The following is a 17,152-nucleotide window of genomic DNA, read 5'->3' as shown; positions in this document are numbered from 1 at the left end:
ACCGCGGTCGAGACAGTCCTTTTCTGGCTACGGCGGCAGGACCCTGAACACGGCGTCGTCCGTCGGTTCAGGGTCGCCCTCGCCGTCCTGGTCGCTCGTCGTGAGGTAGAGATGGCCGTCGGGGCCGGTGAACGTCGTCCGGATGCGACCGAGGTCGCCGAAGAACGTGTCCTGTTCCGTGGGGCCGTCGCCCGCGATGACGACGCGGCGCAGGTGCTGGCCGGTGAGTGCGCCGACGAAGAAGCTGTCCTGCCAGCGCTCGATACCGCCGCGGTAGTAGGTGAGGCTCGCGGGCGTTATCTGGGGGCTCCACGACACCAGTGGGTCGACGAACCGGTTCGCCCGTGTCTCCCCGGTGACGACCGGCCAGCCGTAGTTCTCGCCCGGCTGGACGCGATTGAGTTCGTCGTTCCCGTCGAGGCCGTGGTCACAGAGGTAGCACTCCCCCTCGACGAACGTGATGCCGAGCGGGTTGCGGTGCCCGTAGCTGTACACCGCGTTCCCGAACGGGTTGTCCGGGTGGGGCTCGCCATCGAGGGTGAGCCGGAGCACCTTGCCCGCGAGGGAGTCGGTGTCCTGTGCCGATTCCGGGTCGTCGGCGTCGCCGGTGGTGACGTATAACGCGTTCTCCGGGCCGACCGCGAGCCGGCCGCCGTTGTTGACCCCCGCGGCCGGTATCTTGTCGAAGAGGACGCCGCTGACGGCGAAGTCGCGGTCGACGGCGAGTTCGAGGATGCGGTTCCACAGGCCGGACTTGCGCTGGTACGTCTGGTAGGCGAACGCCCGGGTCGGGTCGGCGGGGTCGAACGTGAGCCCGAGCAGGCCGCTCTCGCCGCGCTCGACGGTCTCGCCCGTCAGGTCGCGCACGAGGCCGGCGTCACGGCCGGTCGCCCGCTGGATGCGGCCGGGGCGCTCCGTGAGGTAGAGTTCGCCGGTGCGCGGGTGGAAGGCGGCCCCCCACGGTGTGTCGAGGCGCATCCTGACGCGTTCGAGCCGGACGGGGTCGGGTTCGTCCGTCGTGGGCGTCGGCTCGTCGTCGTCGTCGAGCGTCAGACAGCCCGCGCCGGCGACGGTGGGGAGGGCGACGAGGGTGGAGAGCAGCCGGCGGCGTCGCATCGTCATGCGATTCGGCCCGACACGGTAAAAATCTGTTACTCCCGGGACGACAGGTCACGTCCGAACTCGTCGAACGCCTCGAAGTCGTCCGGGAGGTCGTACGGGATCTTCCGCTCGTCCTGGCGGTTGACACCAGCGTCCTCCAGCGGTTCGGCCTCGTCCTCGAACCCGGGCTTTATCTTCACGCTCTTGGCGGGTTGGCCGACAGCGATGTGGTGGGCGGGAATGTCGTGCTGGACGACGCCGCGAGCGCCGACGACGGCGTTCTCGCCGACCTTGCAGCCGGCACGGACCATCACGTCGAAGGTGAGGCGCACGTCGTCCTCGACGATGGTGTGGAAGTTCTCGATGGCGGTCTGGTCGACGACGTCGTGGTCGTGGCTGTAGACGTGGACGCCGTCGGAGATGGAACAGCGGTCGCCGATGGTGAGCTTGCCGCGGTCGTCGAGGTGGACGTCGTCGTGGATGACCACGTTGTCGCCGATGGTGATGTTGTGGCCGTAGGTGAACGAGATGCCCTTGAAGAAGCGGCAGTTCTCACCCACGTCCTCGAAGAGGTGTTCGGCGAGCATCTGGCGGAAGCGGAGCGCGAACTCGACGTTGTCGGCCATCGGTGTGGCGTCGAACTGCCGCCAGAGCCACTGGAGGTGCTTCGAGCGCTTGAACGCCTCCTCGTCCTTCTCGGCGTAGTACTCCGATTCGAGGGTGGTGTTGCACGGGTCGTACCCCTGCAGGCGGACCCGCTCGGCTGCGGAGACGTCTTCGCCGTTCTTCCAGCGCTCGTAGGCGTCGCGGTCGCCGTGGAGGTCGACGAGCACGTCCTCGACCACGCTACAGGTGCTCTCGTCGGAGGAGAGTCGTTCGTCTACCTCCTCGATGAACGCTCGAACGCCGGCCTCCGCACTGTCCGGCAACGAGACGTGTCGCTTCGTCATGGGCGGTCATTCGTCACGGACACATATGGTGGTTCGGTTGTGCGAACTCTGTACCACACGGGCAGTGTTGCCGGGATTCGCCCGTGTGCGACTCGACACCCCCGGTGCGGGACTTGCCGGGAAGGACAATAACTATTTACTCGGTAGCGAGTAGTTTTCCTATGAGCGACGAGACGCCCGGCTCCGCGACACCGACCGTGCATCGCGACCGGGACGAGACCGACACGGAGCGCGACGACGCGACACGGGACGTGCCGGAAATGAGTACGTCTATTCACTCGGAGACGAGTACGTCGTGTATGACCGAGCAGACGCCCGGTTCCGCGACGCCTGCCTGGACCCGTGACCAGGCCGCGACCATCACTCGGCGTGACGACGCGACCGCACCCATCATCTACCCACCTGCGAGCACCACGGATTCCGAGAACCACATCTGGGACACGTGGCTCCTGCGCGAGCGCGACGGCAGCATCGCCACGCCCGGTGGCTACCGCGTCATCTTCTGTCTCTCCGCCTCGGCGGACCTGCTCCCCGGCAAGCGCCACGACGTGGCGACCATCCGGTACTACTACTCGAAGGACGGCGAGCAGTGGAACCGCGGCGGCGTCGCCGTCGACCCGGATGAGGCGTTCGGCTCTCGACAGTGGGCCGGCTCCGCGCTGCTGGACGACGACGGCACCTGCTACCTCTACTACACCGCGGCCGGCGAGTCCGGCGAGGACGAACTGACCTACACCCAGCGCCTCGCCTGCGCCTCGGGCGGCACCGTCGACACGAGCGGCCAGGGCCTCAGCCTCCAGGGCCCGTGGGAGCACGAGATCCTCGCCGAGCCCGACGGCGACTGGTACGAGACGGAAGACCAGTCCCGCGGGATGATCTACACCTTCCGCGACCCGTGGTTCTTCGAGGACCCCGCCGACGGCGAGACCTACCTGCTGTTCGAGGCGAACACCCCCGTCCCGGAGGGTTCGGACGCCTGCGGCGGCGACGCGGCCCAGCAGGAGTTCAACGGCAGCATCGGCATCGCCCACTCCCCGACGGGCGACCCGACCGACTGGAATCTCCAGCCTCCGCTGCTCGACGCAGTGGGCGTCAACCAGGAACTGGAGCGCCCCCACATCGCCGTCGACGACGGCCAGTACTACCTGTTCACCGCGAGCCACGTCCACACGTTCGCGCCCGGCCTCTCCGGGTACGACGCCCTCTACGGCTTCGTCGCGGACGAGTTACGGGGGGACTACCAGCCCCTGAACGGCTCCGGGCTGGTGCTGACCAACCCCGCGAACGCCCCCTTCCAGGCGTACTCGTGGATGGTGTACCAGCACCGCGACGAACTGCTGGTGACGAGCTTCTTCAACTACTACGACTTCGACCGGCCGTCGCTGGACGACGTGGCCCTGCTCCCCGAGGACGAGCAGCTACGTCGCTTCGGCGGGACGCTCGCGCCGACGGTGCGGTTAGGGTTCGAGGACGCCGAGACGTGGCTCCGTGGGGTGCTGGCCCATGGGCATCTCCCGACCGAGGACGAGGAACTGCCGCCTGTGGAGTTCGCGGAGCGGTACGGGACTCGCGAGGAGGACTCTGGGTACTCGTACCGGTGAGGCGTGTTTGCGGGGTCGCTGAGAGCTGACTTTTCCCCGCTGATGGTCGAACTGGTTCTGGTGACGGCGAGCAGGTCACTCGCGCTGGTGGCACTGGAAACCGCCCCGCACAGCACCGCCACCGCCACCGCCCCGCCACCGCACAGCACCGCCACCGCAACCACACCCTCCCCAGCCGATTCAGGTCCTCGTTCCGCTGCGCTCCACTGCGGTCCTCATCCCTCGCGCGAGTTCGACAGGAGCCACTCGCGATGCTCGCGGCTCCTGCCCGCACGCGCCAGAGTGTTCGTGAAAACCCAGAAAACAGCCGTTTCTCCTGATCTCACCGTCCAGCCGGCCACACGCTGTCGAGCTCCCAGCCTTCGACGTCGACGTCGACGGGCCCGCCGAGTGCCCGAATCGAGGCCCCGGTCGCGTCCGCCCGGGTCGGGTACACCCGGCTCGTCAGGCAGCGGTGCTCGTTCGCGAATATCTCGATGACGCTCCCGTCGACGAAGACGTGGAGGTCGACCTGGCCGTCACCGTCGACCGGCATGTGCTGGTCGCCGGGGTCGGCGGCGGGGTCCTGGCTGCTGTGTGAGCGGTCCACGACGACGGACTCGCCGTCGTAGCGGATGGCGGTGCGTTCCGACAGGGCGGGGGACTCGCAGACGCCGAGTTCGAAGGTACCCCCCGGAGAGACGTCGACCGAGAGCTGGAGTTCGGCCGCACCTTCCAGGTCGAGCCGGCGATGGGCGTCGGTCGGGAGCCCGAGTTCGCGCGATTCGGCGTGGCGCTCGCGGAGCGTGGCCAGCTCGGCGGCGGGGCGCTGGCGGAGGCGGCCGTCGTCGCCGAGGTCGAGTTCGCGGGGGAGGGACATGAGCCCGGACCAGCCGGCCTCCCACTGGGCTTCCATGCCGCGGGCCTCGGGCAGCCAGCCGAAGGTGAGTTCCCGGCCGTCGTCGGTCGAGAGCGACTGCGGGGCGTAGAACGCGCCGTAGTCGAGTTTGCCCTCGTAGTCGGTGGTGAACGCGGGCGCGGAGAGGTCGGCCTCGCCGAGGAAGTACCGGACCTCGTCGTAGTTCGAGACGTGCAGGAGCTGTTTCTCGCCGAAGTCGAGGAGTTCGGGGCACTCCCAGACGGTGCCGTGGCCGTCATCGCCCGTCAGGAGGGGGCCGACGTACTCCCACTCGCGGAGGGTCTCGCCGCGGTAGAGCAGGGCGGTGCCGCCGACCTCGGTGACGCCCGAGCCGATGAGCTGGTACCAGTACCCGTCGTCGCGCCAGACGCAGTGGTCGCGGAACTCGGCCTCCCAGTCGTCGGTCGAGAGGATGTCGATGTCCGTGGGTGCCTCCTCGATGATGGGGTTGTCGTGGTGTTTCGTCCACGACTGGAGGTCGTCGTCGCTGGTGGCCAGACACGGCAACTGCACGTGGCCTTCGCCACCGGTGTAGAGCAGTGTCGGGGTTCCGTCGTCGTCGACGACCGCACAGCCGGACCAGCAGCCGTCGTGGTCCGGTCCCCCGGGAGTGGGTGCCAGCGCGACCGGTTCGTCGCGCCAGTGCACCAGGTCCCCGCTGACGGCGTGACCCCAGTGGATGGAGCCGTGGAACGGCCCACTCGGGTTGTACTGGTAGAAGACGTGGTACTCCCCACCATATTCGATGAGGCCGTTCGGGTCGTTGAGCCAGTTCGCGGGCGGCGAGAGGTGGTACGCGGGGCGGTGGTGGTCGTCGGCGAGGTACTCGCGTAGCTGGGTGAAGCCCTCCGTCGTCGCGGGCCGGCCGGTCACGCCCCGGGTTCGGGAACTCGAAAGCGTCGCGAGCAGGTTGCGCACGAACTGCTCGTGGCGCATGGCGTCCTCGTAGTCGCCGGGGTCGCGGAAGCCGAGCGCGGAGCCGGCCCCGATGACCTGGCCCGCGCCGGGCGTCCACTCGACGAGGGTGCGGTGGCCGACGAGGTCGGCGTCGCCCCGGACCGAGCACGCCAGCACGTCGCCCGAATCCGGGACCACGCGCTCGTACCGGGCGAACGCCTGTTCGCGGTCGGGCGCGCGAGTGAAGATACGCCGGCCCTCGAACGTCTCGAACGCCGGGTGGTCGTCGTGGAGCGACCGGCGCAACATGCCGGCCCGGCCGGTGATGTCGTCGACGCCGGTGGCGTCGGGGGCGACCGGGTCGATGCCCAGCTGGTCGACGGCGGCCAGGGCGCGCAGACTGAGCAGGAGGCCGCCACCGTTCTCGACGTAAGCCGACAGGGGCTCGCCGGCGGCTCGCACGTCCGCACCATCCAGCGGGCGGTCGCGGTGCCACCAGACGGCGTCGTACGCCGCGAGGTCGACCGCGCCGTCCGCGACCACGTCCAGCGAGATGCGGTCCGCCCGGGCGGCCGTCTCGGCACACCAGTCGTAGGCGGCCCGCTGTTCACTGGTCAGTTCGGCCACGTAGAGACACGCGACGCGAACCGGAATTCCGTCCATTGGCAGTTTTTAACTCGGCACCGAATGAAAAGCGTTGCTTCTCTCTCGTCACTCGCGGCTCGTGAAGGGCTCCGAGCGGACCCCGTTCCCGGCCGATTCTTTCTCAGTGGTCGAGAACGAAGCACACCCGCTAAGTATCCCGGTTCCTAACCCGGGGATATGCACTATCGCGAACTCGGCGATTCCGGACTCGAGGTCTCAGAGATCGGGTTCGGCGCGTGGGTCGTCGGCACCGACTGGTGGGGCGACCGGACAGAAGAGCAGGCCAAGGAGATGGTCCGCTACGCGCTCGACCAGGGTATCACCTACTTCGACACCGGAGACGTGTACGGCCACGGCCGAAGCGAGGAACTCATCGGTGAGGCGCTGCGTGACCGCCGGGACGAGGTCGTCGTCGCCACGAAGGTCGGCTACGACTTCTACAACAACCCCCAGGCCGGCCACGGCGAACTCCCCAAGGAGATCACGCCCGAGTGGATTCGAACCGCGACCGAGCGCAGCCTCGACCGTCTCGGCTTCGACACCATCGACGTGCTCCAGCTCCACAACGCCAACGTCGACGAGGTCGACGCCGACGTCCTGGAGACCCTCGACGAACTGAAAGAGGAGGGCCTCGTGAACGCCGTCGGCTGGGCGCTCGGCCCCTCCATCGGCTGGCTGGCCGAGGGCGACAAGGCCATCACCGAGGAGTTCGACTCGCTCCAGCTCGTCTGGAACATGCTCGAGCAGGAGGTCGGCGGGCACTTCCTCGACACCATCGCGGAGACCGGCTCGAACACGAGCCTCATCCCCCGCGTCCCGCACTCCTCGGGCGTCCTGAACGAACAGGTCACCCGTGACACCGAACTGGCCGAGGACGACCACCGCTCGTACCGGCCGGACGCCTGGTACGAGACGGGCTGGGACAAGCTCGACACGGTCCGGTTCCTCGAACGCGACGGCGAGCGAACCATGTCCCAGGCGAGCCTCCAGTGGCTGTTGTATCACGATTCGGTGGCGACCATCACGCCGACGTTCCGCACCCGCGAGGACATCGACGAGTGGGCAGCCGCCAGTGACGTCCCGCCGCTCTCGGACGAGGAGTTCGAGCGCGTGCAGGACCTCTACGCCGACGGGTTCGACGTCGACCGCGACGACGGGATGGACGTGCTCCGTTCGTCCGTCGGCGGGGAAGATATAGAAACCGCCGGGATAGACAAGCGTGTCGCTTAAATAGGAAACGAGCGATTAGCTATACCCTCCGGCGCACTACTTATATACGCCCTTCTCGCGGGAGCGTCCAGCTCGCCGTGAGAAGCGTGCAACGACGTTCGCCACTGACCGGGATTCGGAGCACAGTGCGCTGGTATCACTCCCGGTCGGCCGCACGGCGTGCGGAAGAACTCCGATTTCGTTTCGACTCCGTGTCGAAATGCATCGGTTCCGCTCGCACTCGTGTGCGACACGGTGCACCGTCCCGACCCGTCGGCTACCCCCCACACCGACCGGTCGGGGCCATCTGCCGTGTCTGGCCGCAAGCCCCCCGCGGCCCTGGCAGGTGAGGGCACGCGACAGACGCGCCGCAACGAGACCGTCGCGTTGCCTCGTGACCTCTCTTTCAGCAGCCGCTCCTTTCCCCATCTGAATCGAGTCTCCGTTGGCTGTCGCTTCGGCTCTCCACGCGGTTTCTCCGGGGTACAGCGTACAGGAAACAGCGCAGCGTACCGGAAACAGCGCACAGGGAACCGTGTCGGGGAGACCCCTGTTCTTCGAACACTGCGGTCGCGGCCTGCTCGGCCGATTCAGGCGAGGAACACGTGTCGCGGGCGGTCCGCGAGGACGTCTCGGCCCCAGTCGACCGTGTCCGAGAAGGCGTCCGAGCGGAAGAACGCCATCGCGTCCTCCTGGGACTCCCAGCGCGAGGCGATGAACATGTCGTCCTCGTCCTCACGGTTCGCGAGGAGGTCGGTCTGGATGTGGCCGTCCATGTCCTCGAGCACCTCGCCGACGACGCCGAACTTCTCGACGAAATCCTCGCGCTTCTCGGGCTTGACGGTGTAGAACATCCCCATCGTGCCCCAGGTGTCGCTGTCGGCGTCGTCGCCGGCCTGCCGGACGATACCGGGGAGGTCGGTGAGGAAGCCACTGGCGGTGTCCGCCGCCGATTCGGTCTCCCAGACGCTCGCGATGGCGGCCGGGGAGTCGCCGTCACTCTCGTACACCGCGGTCTTGACGTGGGAGTCGTAGTGGTCGAAGTTCTTCCGGAGACCGTCGACCTCCGCGAACAGCTCGTCGGTGTCGGCCTCGGAGTAGAGGACGACCGCGTACACGTCCTCACCGTGGGGTTGGCCGCCGTAGACGCCGCGGTCCTCGAGTTCCTCGCGGACCTCCGCGCCGTGGTCGGTCGGCGGGCGACCCGAGTCGTCGCCGTGGCCGTGTTCCGCGCTGTCGCCGTGGCCGCCTTCGCCGTGCGGGTGGCCGCCCTCACCGTGGGAGTGCCCGCTCTCGCCGTGGTCGGACGCCCCGTGGGGGTGCCCGGCGGCGTCGCCGTGGGGATGCCCTTCCTCGGCCGGGACCGCCTCGCCGGCCATGAAGGCGTCGAGGTCGTCCGGCTCGAACCGGCGACCGAAGTAGAACGTGCCGAACTCGGCGAACCGGCTGGAGGAGGGGTCAAAGCGCATCTCGTACAGCAGGTCCTTGATCTCGGTCGGCTCGTCGGACCAGAGGGTGACGCCCCACTCGTGGTCGTCGAAGCCGACGCTGGAGGTGATCATCTGGGTGACCTTGCCGGCGTAGTCGCGGCCGATCTCCCCGTGGCTCGCCATGTGCTCGGCGCGCTCGTCGTGGGACAGGTCGTACCAGTTGTCCTCGGGCGTGCGACGCTTGTCCATCGGGTAGAACGAGACGTACTCCATGTCCGGGATGTCCGGGTGGAGGCGGGACTCGATGTACTGCGCCAGCCCGGAGTCCTCGTCCATCTCGCCCTCGAAGTACTCCCGGGCGCGCTCGGTGTAGCCCGAGGCCTCCGTGACGGAGACGTACGAACTCGACTGCTCGGTGTACTCCGCGAACGCCGTGTTCTCGAAGCTCCGTTCGAGTCGGTCGAGGTCGCCCATCGACTCGCGCAGGTGCAGGACCATGAGGTCCGCCTTGTGCCCGATGATGGTGAAGACCGCCGTGCCACCCACCTCGGGGCTCGAATGCGCGTCGAAGAACGACCGGGCGTCCGCCAGGGCCCGTTCGCGCTCGCGTTCGGGGGCGTCACGCCACGCGTCCCAGTCGACGGTTCGGAAGTCGTGCAGTGCGTACCAGCCCTCCTCCGTCATCGGAGGTTCGCGTCGCTCCATATCGTCGGCTTGGGAGACCGAGAGTAAGGACGTGTTGGTTCGTCGTCCGTGATGCGGGCAACCCCTCGTGGGTATCGAAACCCTATTACTACCACCGAGGAAAGCCTCACGCGATGCGGAAAAGCGGCCCGCCGAAAGGACTCATCGCGTATCTCGTGCTGGAACTCCTAGAGGAGAAACCGCGCTACGGGTACGAGATACTCAAGGAAATCCGTGACATCAGCGGCGGCCACTGGGAACCCTCCTACGGCTCGGTGTACCCCATCCTCTACAAGTTCGAGGACAAGGGCTGGGCCGAGCGCATCGAGCGCGAGGACGAACCGGATAGAAAGTACTTCGAGCTGACCGAGGCGGGCCGCGACGAACTCGCCGACCGCCGGGAGGACAGCGCGACGAAGGCCCGCGAGTTCGCGGACGTCATCCTCGGCTTCTACCACGTCTACGTCGCCTTCGCGACCGACGAACGATTCGATGTCCCCGAAATCGACGGCGAGTGGCGCTTCGACGACGAGTTCTCCGGCTGGGTGGTCGAACAGATGATTCGCCACCACGAGCACTACTTCGCCGACGACTTCGACCGAATCGAGGACACGCCCGAGGAGTTCTACGAGCGCCACGACATCGACCAGGACGACGAAGACTGAGTCGACGAACCCGCGAAAAGGAACGAGCTGTTCCCTGTTTTCAAGACCTCGACCGTCAGCCGAACAGCTGCGGCCCGAGGATGAGCACGAGGAAGCTCACCAGCATGGTGAGCCCGACCGTCGTCGTGACCATGCGGACCCGGCGGCGAGTCGCCTGGATGGGCAGCCGGGACATGACGGCCTCGGTCGAGGTCCGCAGGATGTGCCCGCCGTCGAGCGGGAACGCCGGGATGCAGTTGAAGAAGCCGAGCTGGATGTTGATCCAGCCGGTCCAGAACAGCAGGTTGGCGAGCAGGAACACGCCGCCGCCGAGGAAGCCCAGTGGCCCCGTGGCGACGTAGAAGTTCGTTATCTCGCCGGTGAACCCCGCGAAGTTGTACGGGAGCGTGCCGGTCGCGCCCGCGACGACGCCGACGACCGGCAGGATGAGCACGAACAGCATCTTGCCGAAGAACGAGGATGCGAACGCGTTCAGGCTGGCCTGGTCGCCCCCGCCCAGGATGGCGAGGTAGCGGTCGGCCGGGTAGAACTGCACGCCGAGGTCGGTCACGTCGAGACCGGCCGTGCCGAAGGAGGTCGCGAACACGCCGAGTTGCGGGTTGCCGTCACGGCTCCCCATCTCGACCTGGTAGGTCTGGCGCTGGCCGTCGTCGTAGGCGACGATCTCGACGGTCTGGCCCGGCTCGGTGGTCTCGATGGCCTCCGAGAGGTCCGTCCAGGTGACGGTCCGCTGGCCGGCGAACTCGGTCACGATGAGGTTCGTGTCTGGTTCGGGACCCGCCGCGGCGAAGGCACCGTCCTCGGCGATGCGGACGTACGCACCCGCGACGAACGTGGTGGTCACGTCCTCGCCGCCGCCGGTGGTCGCCTCGACGGTCACCGGGCCGGGCGACTCGGCGAGGGCCGCGTGGAACTCCGAGACCGTATCGACCGACGTGCCGTTCACGGTCCGGATGGTGGCCTCGGCGTCGAGCCCGGTCGGCCCGTTCGCCAGCGCCTCGCGGACCAGGACGGCCCGTTCGAGCGTCCGCGTCTCCTCACCGTTGACCGTTATCTGGACGGTCTTCTCGTCGGTCGCGTCGAGTAGCTCCGTGAGGTGGGAGTTGTTCTGGACCGTCGCGCCGTCGACCGCGGTGATGCGGTCGCCGCCGGAGAGTCCGGCCTGGTCGGCGGGTGAGCCCGCTGCGACGCCGCCCAGCAGCGCCCCGTCCGCGACCGCGATGGAGCCCGCGACCGGCCCGAACAGCAGGGCGAAGGCGACGATGGTGATGGCGAAGTTGTTCGTCACGCCGGCGGCGAACATCCGGGTCTGGCCGCCCCGGGACGCCTCCCGGCGGGAGTTCTCGTTCGGTTCGACGAACGCCGCGATGGGGAGGATGGCGAGCAGCCCGATACCCATCGATTCGATGTCGATGTTTTCGACCCGGCAGAGCAGGCCGTGGCCGCCCTCGTGGACGATGAGACCCACACCAAGGCCGAACAGGATCTCGGGTGCCACCGAGAGCGGCAGGAAGTCGTTCACGCCGGGGATGACGAGCACGTTCTTCGGCTGGTTCACCGCCGTCGGCGGCGGCGGGTTCTGTATCGTCGAGAGTGCGGCATCGAGCAGGAAGACGAACGCGCCGAACATCACGACCAGCGCGATACCGACACCGACGTTCGCCCAGGCCCGCCAGAACCGACGCGGTCCGGCGGCCCAGTTCAGGAACTCCCGCCCCCGCTTCGTGTGTATCAGCAGGATGGGTCCCTGTGTGGAGACGTACGAGGGGAGGAGTCCCTCACGTTTGGCCACCAGCACCGCCATCCAGTAGACGGCGAAGCCGGCGAATACCAACTGCAGAGTGGAGACCATTACCGGTGACTGGGGCAGGGACGGGCAAAGGAGTTTGGTTTGGGGGAGGGTACGTGGTGTTCTGGGAAACCTCTCGGGGCGGTTAGGGAGCTATACTCGCTCCGTCGTGCGAGCGATCTCCGTCTCGCCATCGGAGACGACGATTTCAACGAGGAGGTCAGATTCGTACTGATAATCGTCCTCGTAGGCTGGTGCGCCGACGAAGTGTGTCCGACAACTGTCCGGTGACTGTTCGACGGTGAACGTCTCTATGTCCCGCTCTTTCCCCAGGAGGCGCAGCTCCATCGTGTACGAGTCCGCGTCGGTTTCGTCCAGCGTGATGTGGTAGTAGATGTCCTGATTGAACGTGTTCACGTGGAGTAGTTCGATCTGTAGTTTCGAGTCGGCTGGTTCGGGACACGTGACACGCTCCGGGTCGCGTACGTACCGGTACACGAACGCCTGCAGGTCGAAAATGACGTTCCGGTTGGCTTCCGTGTTGTCGATCACTAGCTGGTATATGCCCGCGGGAAGTCGCTGCGTCACTTCGGTTTCGCTGTCGAGGTTCAGGTCGAACGTGCTCGCGCCGGGCAGGTAGAGTTCGCCCGCTTTTATCTCGTCGAGATCGTAGTCGAAGAACGGCTCCAGGTTCGCGACGACGACGTTTACCGGTCCCATCTCAGCGTATCCTTCGGTATCGTGGGCCGGGGTGAACGTGTATTCGAGTTCGAAGAAGTGCGGCGCGTAAAAGAGGTGATACTGGCTCTCACCCGCCTCCAGCTGGGGCCTCTCGAAGTACTCGTTGTCTGCCTCGAAATTACGAATCTGGCCGTCACGGCCGGGGCGAACGGAATCGGAGACGCAGCCTGCGAGTCCAGCGACGCTCGATGCGGAGAGGCGTGCGAGAAACCGCCGCCTGTCCAGCGGAAACCTGCGCATGGGCTGGTTGTCGTGGGGATACACAAAGGTTTCACGCCCGAAACGTTCTCCTGTTCGCTCCCGCAGAAACCGCAACCCCCGAATTCAGGCTTCTCGCCGCAGCCGATTCACGACGAACTCGCGCTCCAGCTTCGAGAGGAACGGGCCGAGCTGCGGGCCCTGGTCCTGCCCGAAGAAGAGCTGGTAGCCGGCACCGAAGAACGACCCCATGTCGAGGTCGCGGCGCTTGGCGGACTCGTAGATCTCGCCCTGTATCGCCTCGCCGTCGTGGCCCTCCTCGATGAAGTCGGCGAGCTGGTCGAGGGCGGCCGCGGTCTCCTCGTCGAAGTCCACGTCCGGGAGTTCCTCGAGCACGGTGTAGTTGTACTCGTTGTCGGTTCGTTCGGCCCAGTTCGCGGCGCGCTCGACGCGCTCGAAGGCGGCGTCGATGGTCGCGTCGTCGGCGTCCTCGGGAATGTGACCCTGCTTCTTCGCGTGGTCGATGCGGGTCTGCTCGTCGGGGAACATCGAGAGGACGGCCGCGAACGTGTAGGGCAGGCGAATCCGGTCCTCGTCGATGTCCTCGACGACGAAGGGGTAGACGCGCTCTGCCTTCGCGATCTCGTCCTCGGTCCCCTCGACCTCGCCGAAGTAGAGCTGTTCGTAGCGGTCGAACTCGTCGACGAGCTGGTCGAGGCGCTCGATGGAGAAGTCACGCGCCTTCTTGGGGTCCTTCGCGAAGAAGTAGCGGACGACCTCGGGTTCGAGGAGTTCGAGCACCTCGCCGACGAGGATGATGTTCCCTTCCGAGGAGGAGAACGGCTTGCCGTCGAGGGTGAACCACTCGTACACCATCGGGACCGGCGGCTGGATGTCGAGGACGTTCCGGGCGATGTCGTCGCCGGAGGGCCACGAGCCCTCGGCGTGGTCCTTCCCGAACGGCTCGAAGTCCACGCCCAGAACCTGCCACTGGGCGGGCCACTCGAAGCGCCAGGGGAGCTTGCCCTCGCGGAAGGTCGCGGTGCCCTCGTGGCCACAGCCCGAGATGGTGTTGTCGCCGGCCTGCATGTCGGTGCAGACGTAGTCGACGGTGCCGGCCTCGGTGTCGATGGCGGTCACGGTCTCCGTGATCTTCCCGCACTCGGAACAGATGGGGTTGAACGGGACGTAGTCCTCGTCGACCTTGTCCTGGTAGTGCGAGAGGACCTCGCGGGCCTCGTCGGCGTGGTCGAGGATGAACTCGACGACGTCGTCGAAGCGGCCGTCCTCGTACATCGCGGTGTTGGACTCGATGTCGAACTCGACGTCGAGCAGCTCCGCGCTCTCGGTGATGAGGTTCGAGAAGTGCGCGCCGTAGGAGTCACAGCAGCCGAAGGGGTCCGGGATGTCGGTGTAGGGGTGGCCGAGGTTCCGGCCGAGTGCGCCGGCGTTCACGTCGCCCAGGTCGACGATGTCGCCGTCGAGGTTGGCGAGCTTGCGCGGGAGCTTGCGCAGGGGGTCGCGGTCGTCCGCGGTGAACACCTGGCGGACCTCGTGGCCACGCTCGCGCAGCACTTCCGCGACGAAGTAGCCGCGCATGATCTCGTTGACGTTGCCGAGGTGCGGGACGCCCGAGGGAGAGATACCGCCCTTGATGATGATGGGCTCGTCGGGGTTGCGGGCCTCGACGACGTCGGCGATGCGGTCGGCCCAGAAGACGTGGCGGGCCGTCTCGCCGTCTCGGTCGTCGTCGGCCGAGAGGGTGTACGGACTGGTGGCGTCGTCGGTGCGGCTCACCGGTCGCCCACCCCGATTCCTGTCGGTCGAACACGTGTCTGTTGCATGGAAGAGCGTACCGCTGTCGCGCTCTTAAGGGTTGTCAACCTGCGAAAACGGGTCACACGGGGCTCGCGGCGGCGGGTCGGGGGTGTCGCTCTATTCGACCCAGTACGTCAGGTTGTCGCCGGTGCCCTCGGGGATGATGTCGGTGCCGTCGTGCTCGCCGGTGCGGACCGCGTCCAGGACGCGCGTCGGGTCGTTCCCGTCGAGGACGATGGTGCGTATGCCCGAGCGCTGGATGATCTTCGCGGCGAGGAGGTCGACCGGGGCGGACGACCCGGCGTTCATCTCCAGCCCGGCGATGACCTCGACGAGTTCCTCGGCGGAGAGCTGGTCGTACTTCTCGGCATCGGGGTCCTCGTTGGGGTCCGCGGAGAAGACGCCGGGGACGGAGGTGGCGTAGACGAGCAGGTCCGCGCCGACGTACTCCGCGACCGCGGCTCCGACGGCGTCGGTCGTCTGGGCCGGGGCGACACCGCCCATGACGCAGACGTCGCCGTTGCGCATTATCTCGCCGGCCTGTTCGTAGTTCTTCGCGGGCGCGGTGACGACGTTCTCGCCGAGTGCGGCGATGAGCAGGCGGGCGTTCAGCCGCGTCACGTCGATGCCGAGCTGGTCGAGTTCGATCTCGTTGGCACCGAGGTCGCGGGCGGTCCCGATGTAGTCCCGGGCGACGCCGCCGCCCCCGACGACGGCTGCCACCTGGCACCCGTCGTCGACGAGTTCGTTGATGACGTCGGCGAACGCCGAGACGCGCTCTGCGTCGAGTTCCGGCGCGAGGACGCTCCCGCCGACGGAGACGACTACTTTCATTGTCGCCGTGTAGCCCACTGCATCTCTTAAGGATTGCCAAGTCGGGACCGGCGGGAACGCGTCTGGCCAGGACGCGTTCTCCATAGTATCCACAGCATACCGCGGTGCAGTCATCGGGTTCTGGATAGCGACCGGCGGTGTTCGTAGGTGGTTCCACCGTGCCACCTGCGTGGCTACCCAGCTGGAACCCACGTTTCCCGTCGGTGACCGACTACTGGTAGGCTCAGACTGTCACTGTCGAAACGGCTGGTAACGGGCTACTCGACCGTTCGAGACGGCAATTTTCGGGTGAACGAACCGTCTCCCTTTTATGTCAACGTCGCATATTCTATGGTATGCTCGGGGCTCTCGTTGCGATAGTGTTCGGTACCGCCTGCTGTGCCATACTCGGCTACGCAGTGGTGCAGTATCGCACGGGGGCCCTCTCGACGACGAACCTGCGGCGTGTGACCGGCCCCACCTTCGGGTCCCTCTCGCTCGTCGTCCTCGCGTTCGGGGAGGAGGCCGGCCAGCCGATGTTCGGGCGCGCTGGCGGTGTCCTCTTCCTCTTTTTCACCCTCGTCGTCGCCAAGGACTCGCTCTTCGAGGGGGTCCGCTGGCTGTTCCGCCTGCCGCCCGAACCCTGATTCTCACTGGCCGGGGCGATACCTACAAGCGCCTGCCGCCGCTTCGCACGGATATGTACGTACTGGGTGTCGTCGGTCCGTCGGACTCGGGCAAGACGACGCTGGTGAGCCGGCTGGTCGAGCGCCTCAGCGAGCGTGGTCGCGTCGCGACGGTGAAACACTGCACGGTCGACCCGGACATCGACACCGAGGGCCGCGACACGGCCCGGCACCGGGCTGCCGGCGCGGACGTGACCTACGGGGTGGCAGAGGGTTCGTGGTTCGCGACCGGCGACGAGCGGACCCTGGACGAGACGCTCGACGACCTCGCCCCCGACTACGACTTCTGCCTGCTGGAGGGGTACAGCTGGGCGAACGTCCCGCAGGTCGTCCTCGGCGGGCGCGACCACGCGGGCGAGGCGCTCGTGACGGGTGAGACCGCAGACGACGTGGCCGTGGAAGCCGTCTGTGACGCACTGGCGGACACCGACCCGTACGAGTGCCTCGACTCGCTCGTGGCGCGCGCGAAGCGTTCGCCCGACGCGCCGAAGGCGGGTGCCATCGCCACGTTCACCGGACGCGTCCGTGCGAAGGACCACGACGAGGACGACGTGACGGAGTCACTGGAGTTCGAGAAGTACGACGGCGTCGCCGAAGAGCGCATGGCTGCGCTCAGTGCGGATCTCGAATCGCGCGAGGGCGTCCACGAGGTGCTCATGCACCACCGCACCGGCGTCATCGAGTACGGCGAGGACATCGTGTTCGTGGTCGTGCTCGCTGGTCATCGTGACGAGGCGTTCCGGACCGTCGAGGACGGTATCAACCGGCTCAAGGACGAGGTGCCGATATTCAAGAAGGAAGTGACAACGGACGAAGAATTCTGGGTACACGAGCGCACCTGAGCCGGCGCGCACCGACGCAATCGCGGCCTGAAAGCGGTCTCTCTTGCCGATATATGTCGCTGTAGCTGAACGAATCCGAGCCCTCGACGGATTCGGGATAAAAGCGTTAGCGCCGTCTATAAAACGTCTAAACATCTCTCGAAGCGCCGTTAAAGGTAATAAAAAGAATACAATGAGGCGAAATA

The 17,152-nt window shown here is 66.8% G+C and carries 13 protein-coding genes; 5 read left to right on the top strand and 8 right to left on the bottom strand.

Annotation, left to right across the window (positions count from 1 at the left end; all coding sequences use genetic code 11):
* Window positions 1–27 precede the first annotated feature (27 nt).
* The gene (locus ACSC1S_RS14565; protein ID WP_435364943.1) at window positions 28–1,116 is read right to left on the bottom strand and encodes a PQQ-dependent sugar dehydrogenase; all 1,089 of its coding nucleotides are present in this window, start codon (window positions 1,114–1,116) and stop codon (window positions 28–30) included.
* 35 nt (window positions 1,117–1,151) lie between these two features.
* The gene (locus tag ACSC1S_RS14560) at window positions 1,152–2,051 is read right to left on the bottom strand and encodes an acyltransferase (protein WP_435364942.1); all 900 of its coding nucleotides are present in this window, start codon (window positions 2,049–2,051) and stop codon (window positions 1,152–1,154) included.
* A 299-nt stretch (window positions 2,052–2,350) separates the two neighbouring features.
* Between ACSC1S_RS14560 and ACSC1S_RS14555 the strand changes: the two genes are divergently transcribed.
* Window positions 2,351–3,652, top strand: coding sequence for a glycoside hydrolase family 68 protein (locus ACSC1S_RS14555; protein WP_435365529.1), 1,302 nt, complete (start codon window positions 2,351–2,353; stop codon window positions 3,650–3,652).
* A gap of 322 nt (window positions 3,653–3,974) precedes the next feature.
* Here the strand turns inward: ACSC1S_RS14555 and ACSC1S_RS14550 are convergent, their stop codons facing one another.
* On the bottom strand, window positions 3,975–6,110 hold the full coding sequence (locus ACSC1S_RS14550) for a glycoside hydrolase family 32 protein (RefSeq protein WP_435364941.1): 2,136 nt from the start codon (window positions 6,108–6,110) through the stop codon (window positions 3,975–3,977).
* 159 nt (window positions 6,111–6,269) lie between these two features.
* Here ACSC1S_RS14550 and ACSC1S_RS14545 point away from each other — a divergent pair, with 159 nt between their 5' ends.
* Window positions 6,270–7,322, top strand: coding sequence for an aldo/keto reductase (locus ACSC1S_RS14545; protein ID WP_435364940.1), 1,053 nt, complete (start codon window positions 6,270–6,272; stop codon window positions 7,320–7,322).
* Window positions 7,323–7,891: 569 nt separating this feature from the next.
* Here the strand turns inward: ACSC1S_RS14545 and ACSC1S_RS14540 are convergent.
* The gene (locus tag ACSC1S_RS14540) at window positions 7,892–9,436 is read right to left on the bottom strand and encodes a heme-binding protein (protein WP_435364939.1); all 1,545 of its coding nucleotides are present in this window, start codon (window positions 9,434–9,436) and stop codon (window positions 7,892–7,894) included.
* Window positions 9,437–9,549: 113 nt separating this feature from the next.
* Between ACSC1S_RS14540 and ACSC1S_RS14535 the strand changes: the two genes are divergently transcribed.
* Window positions 9,550–10,080 carry a PadR family transcriptional regulator gene (locus ACSC1S_RS14535; RefSeq protein WP_435364938.1) on the top strand — a complete coding sequence of 177 codons (531 nt, stop codon included), beginning with the start codon at window positions 9,550–9,552 and terminating at the stop codon, window positions 10,078–10,080.
* Window positions 10,081–10,135: 55 nt separating this feature from the next.
* Here the strand turns inward: ACSC1S_RS14535 and ACSC1S_RS14530 are convergent, their stop codons facing one another.
* From ACSC1S_RS14530 to pyrH, 4 genes are all read right to left on the bottom strand, one after another.
* The gene (locus ACSC1S_RS14530) at window positions 10,136–11,932 is read right to left on the bottom strand and encodes a site-2 protease family protein (RefSeq protein WP_435364937.1); all 1,797 of its coding nucleotides are present in this window, start codon (window positions 11,930–11,932) and stop codon (window positions 10,136–10,138) included.
* A gap of 90 nt (window positions 11,933–12,022) precedes the next feature.
* Window positions 12,023–12,850 (bottom strand): hypothetical protein, encoded by an 828-nt coding sequence (locus tag ACSC1S_RS14525; RefSeq protein ID WP_435364936.1) that lies wholly within the window; start codon window positions 12,848–12,850, stop codon window positions 12,023–12,025.
* Between the two features lie 84 nt (window positions 12,851–12,934).
* On the bottom strand, window positions 12,935–14,605 hold the full coding sequence (lysS, locus tag ACSC1S_RS14520) for a lysine--tRNA ligase (protein WP_435364935.1): 1,671 nt from the start codon (window positions 14,603–14,605) through the stop codon (window positions 12,935–12,937).
* 138 nt (window positions 14,606–14,743) lie between these two features.
* Window positions 14,744–15,460 carry a UMP kinase gene (pyrH, locus tag ACSC1S_RS14515; protein ID WP_435364934.1) on the bottom strand — a complete coding sequence of 239 codons (717 nt, stop codon included), beginning with the start codon at window positions 15,458–15,460 and terminating at the stop codon, window positions 14,744–14,746.
* A 335-nt stretch (window positions 15,461–15,795) separates the two neighbouring features.
* Between pyrH and ACSC1S_RS14510 the strand changes: the two genes are divergently transcribed.
* Together ACSC1S_RS14510 and ACSC1S_RS14505 are read left to right on the top strand one after the other, a co-directional pair.
* Window positions 15,796–16,086, top strand: coding sequence for a hypothetical protein (locus tag ACSC1S_RS14510; protein WP_261648510.1), 291 nt, complete (start codon window positions 15,796–15,798; stop codon window positions 16,084–16,086).
* Between the two features lie 53 nt (window positions 16,087–16,139).
* Window positions 16,140–16,967, top strand: a complete 828-nt coding sequence (locus ACSC1S_RS14505) for a molybdopterin synthase (protein WP_261648507.1) — start codon at window positions 16,140–16,142, stop codon at window positions 16,965–16,967.
* Window positions 16,968–17,152: the final 185 nt, after the last annotated feature.

It is taken from the genome of Haloarchaeobius pelagicus (assembly GCF_051207375.1).
Classification (GTDB): domain Archaea; phylum Halobacteriota; class Halobacteria; order Halobacteriales; family Natrialbaceae; genus Haloarchaeobius.
This window is presented reverse-complemented; position numbering and strand designations above follow the sequence as displayed.

Bases quoted from the DNA above. Each gene is read 5' to 3' on its own strand.
- ACSC1S_RS14565 (WP_435364943.1), bottom strand. From the start codon at position 1,116: ATGCGACGCCGCCGGCTGCTCTCCACCCTCGTCGCCCTCCCCACCGTC.
- ACSC1S_RS14560 (WP_435364942.1), bottom strand. From the start codon at position 2,051: ATGACGAAGCGACACGTCTCGTTGCCGGACAGTGCGGAGGCCGGCGTT.
- ACSC1S_RS14555 (WP_435365529.1), top strand. From the start codon at position 2,351: ATGACCGAGCAGACGCCCGGTTCCGCGACGCCTGCCTGGACCCGTGAC.
- ACSC1S_RS14550 (WP_435364941.1), bottom strand. From the start codon at position 6,110: ATGGACGGAATTCCGGTTCGCGTCGCGTGTCTCTACGTGGCCGAACTG.
- ACSC1S_RS14545 (WP_435364940.1), top strand. From the start codon at position 6,270: ATGCACTATCGCGAACTCGGCGATTCCGGACTCGAGGTCTCAGAGATC.
- ACSC1S_RS14540 (WP_435364939.1), bottom strand. From the start codon at position 9,436: ATGGAGCGACGCGAACCTCCGATGACGGAGGAGGGCTGGTACGCACTG.
- ACSC1S_RS14535 (WP_435364938.1), top strand. From the start codon at position 9,550: ATGCGGAAAAGCGGCCCGCCGAAAGGACTCATCGCGTATCTCGTGCTG.
- ACSC1S_RS14530 (WP_435364937.1), bottom strand. From the start codon at position 11,932: ATGGTCTCCACTCTGCAGTTGGTATTCGCCGGCTTCGCCGTCTACTGG.
- ACSC1S_RS14525 (WP_435364936.1), bottom strand. From the start codon at position 12,850: ATGCGCAGGTTTCCGCTGGACAGGCGGCGGTTTCTCGCACGCCTCTCC.
- pyrH (WP_435364934.1), bottom strand. From the start codon at position 15,460: ATGAAAGTAGTCGTCTCCGTCGGCGGGAGCGTCCTCGCGCCGGAACTC.
- ACSC1S_RS14510 (WP_261648510.1), top strand. From the start codon at position 15,796: ATGCTCGGGGCTCTCGTTGCGATAGTGTTCGGTACCGCCTGCTGTGCC.
- ACSC1S_RS14505 (WP_261648507.1), top strand. From the start codon at position 16,140: ATGTACGTACTGGGTGTCGTCGGTCCGTCGGACTCGGGCAAGACGACG.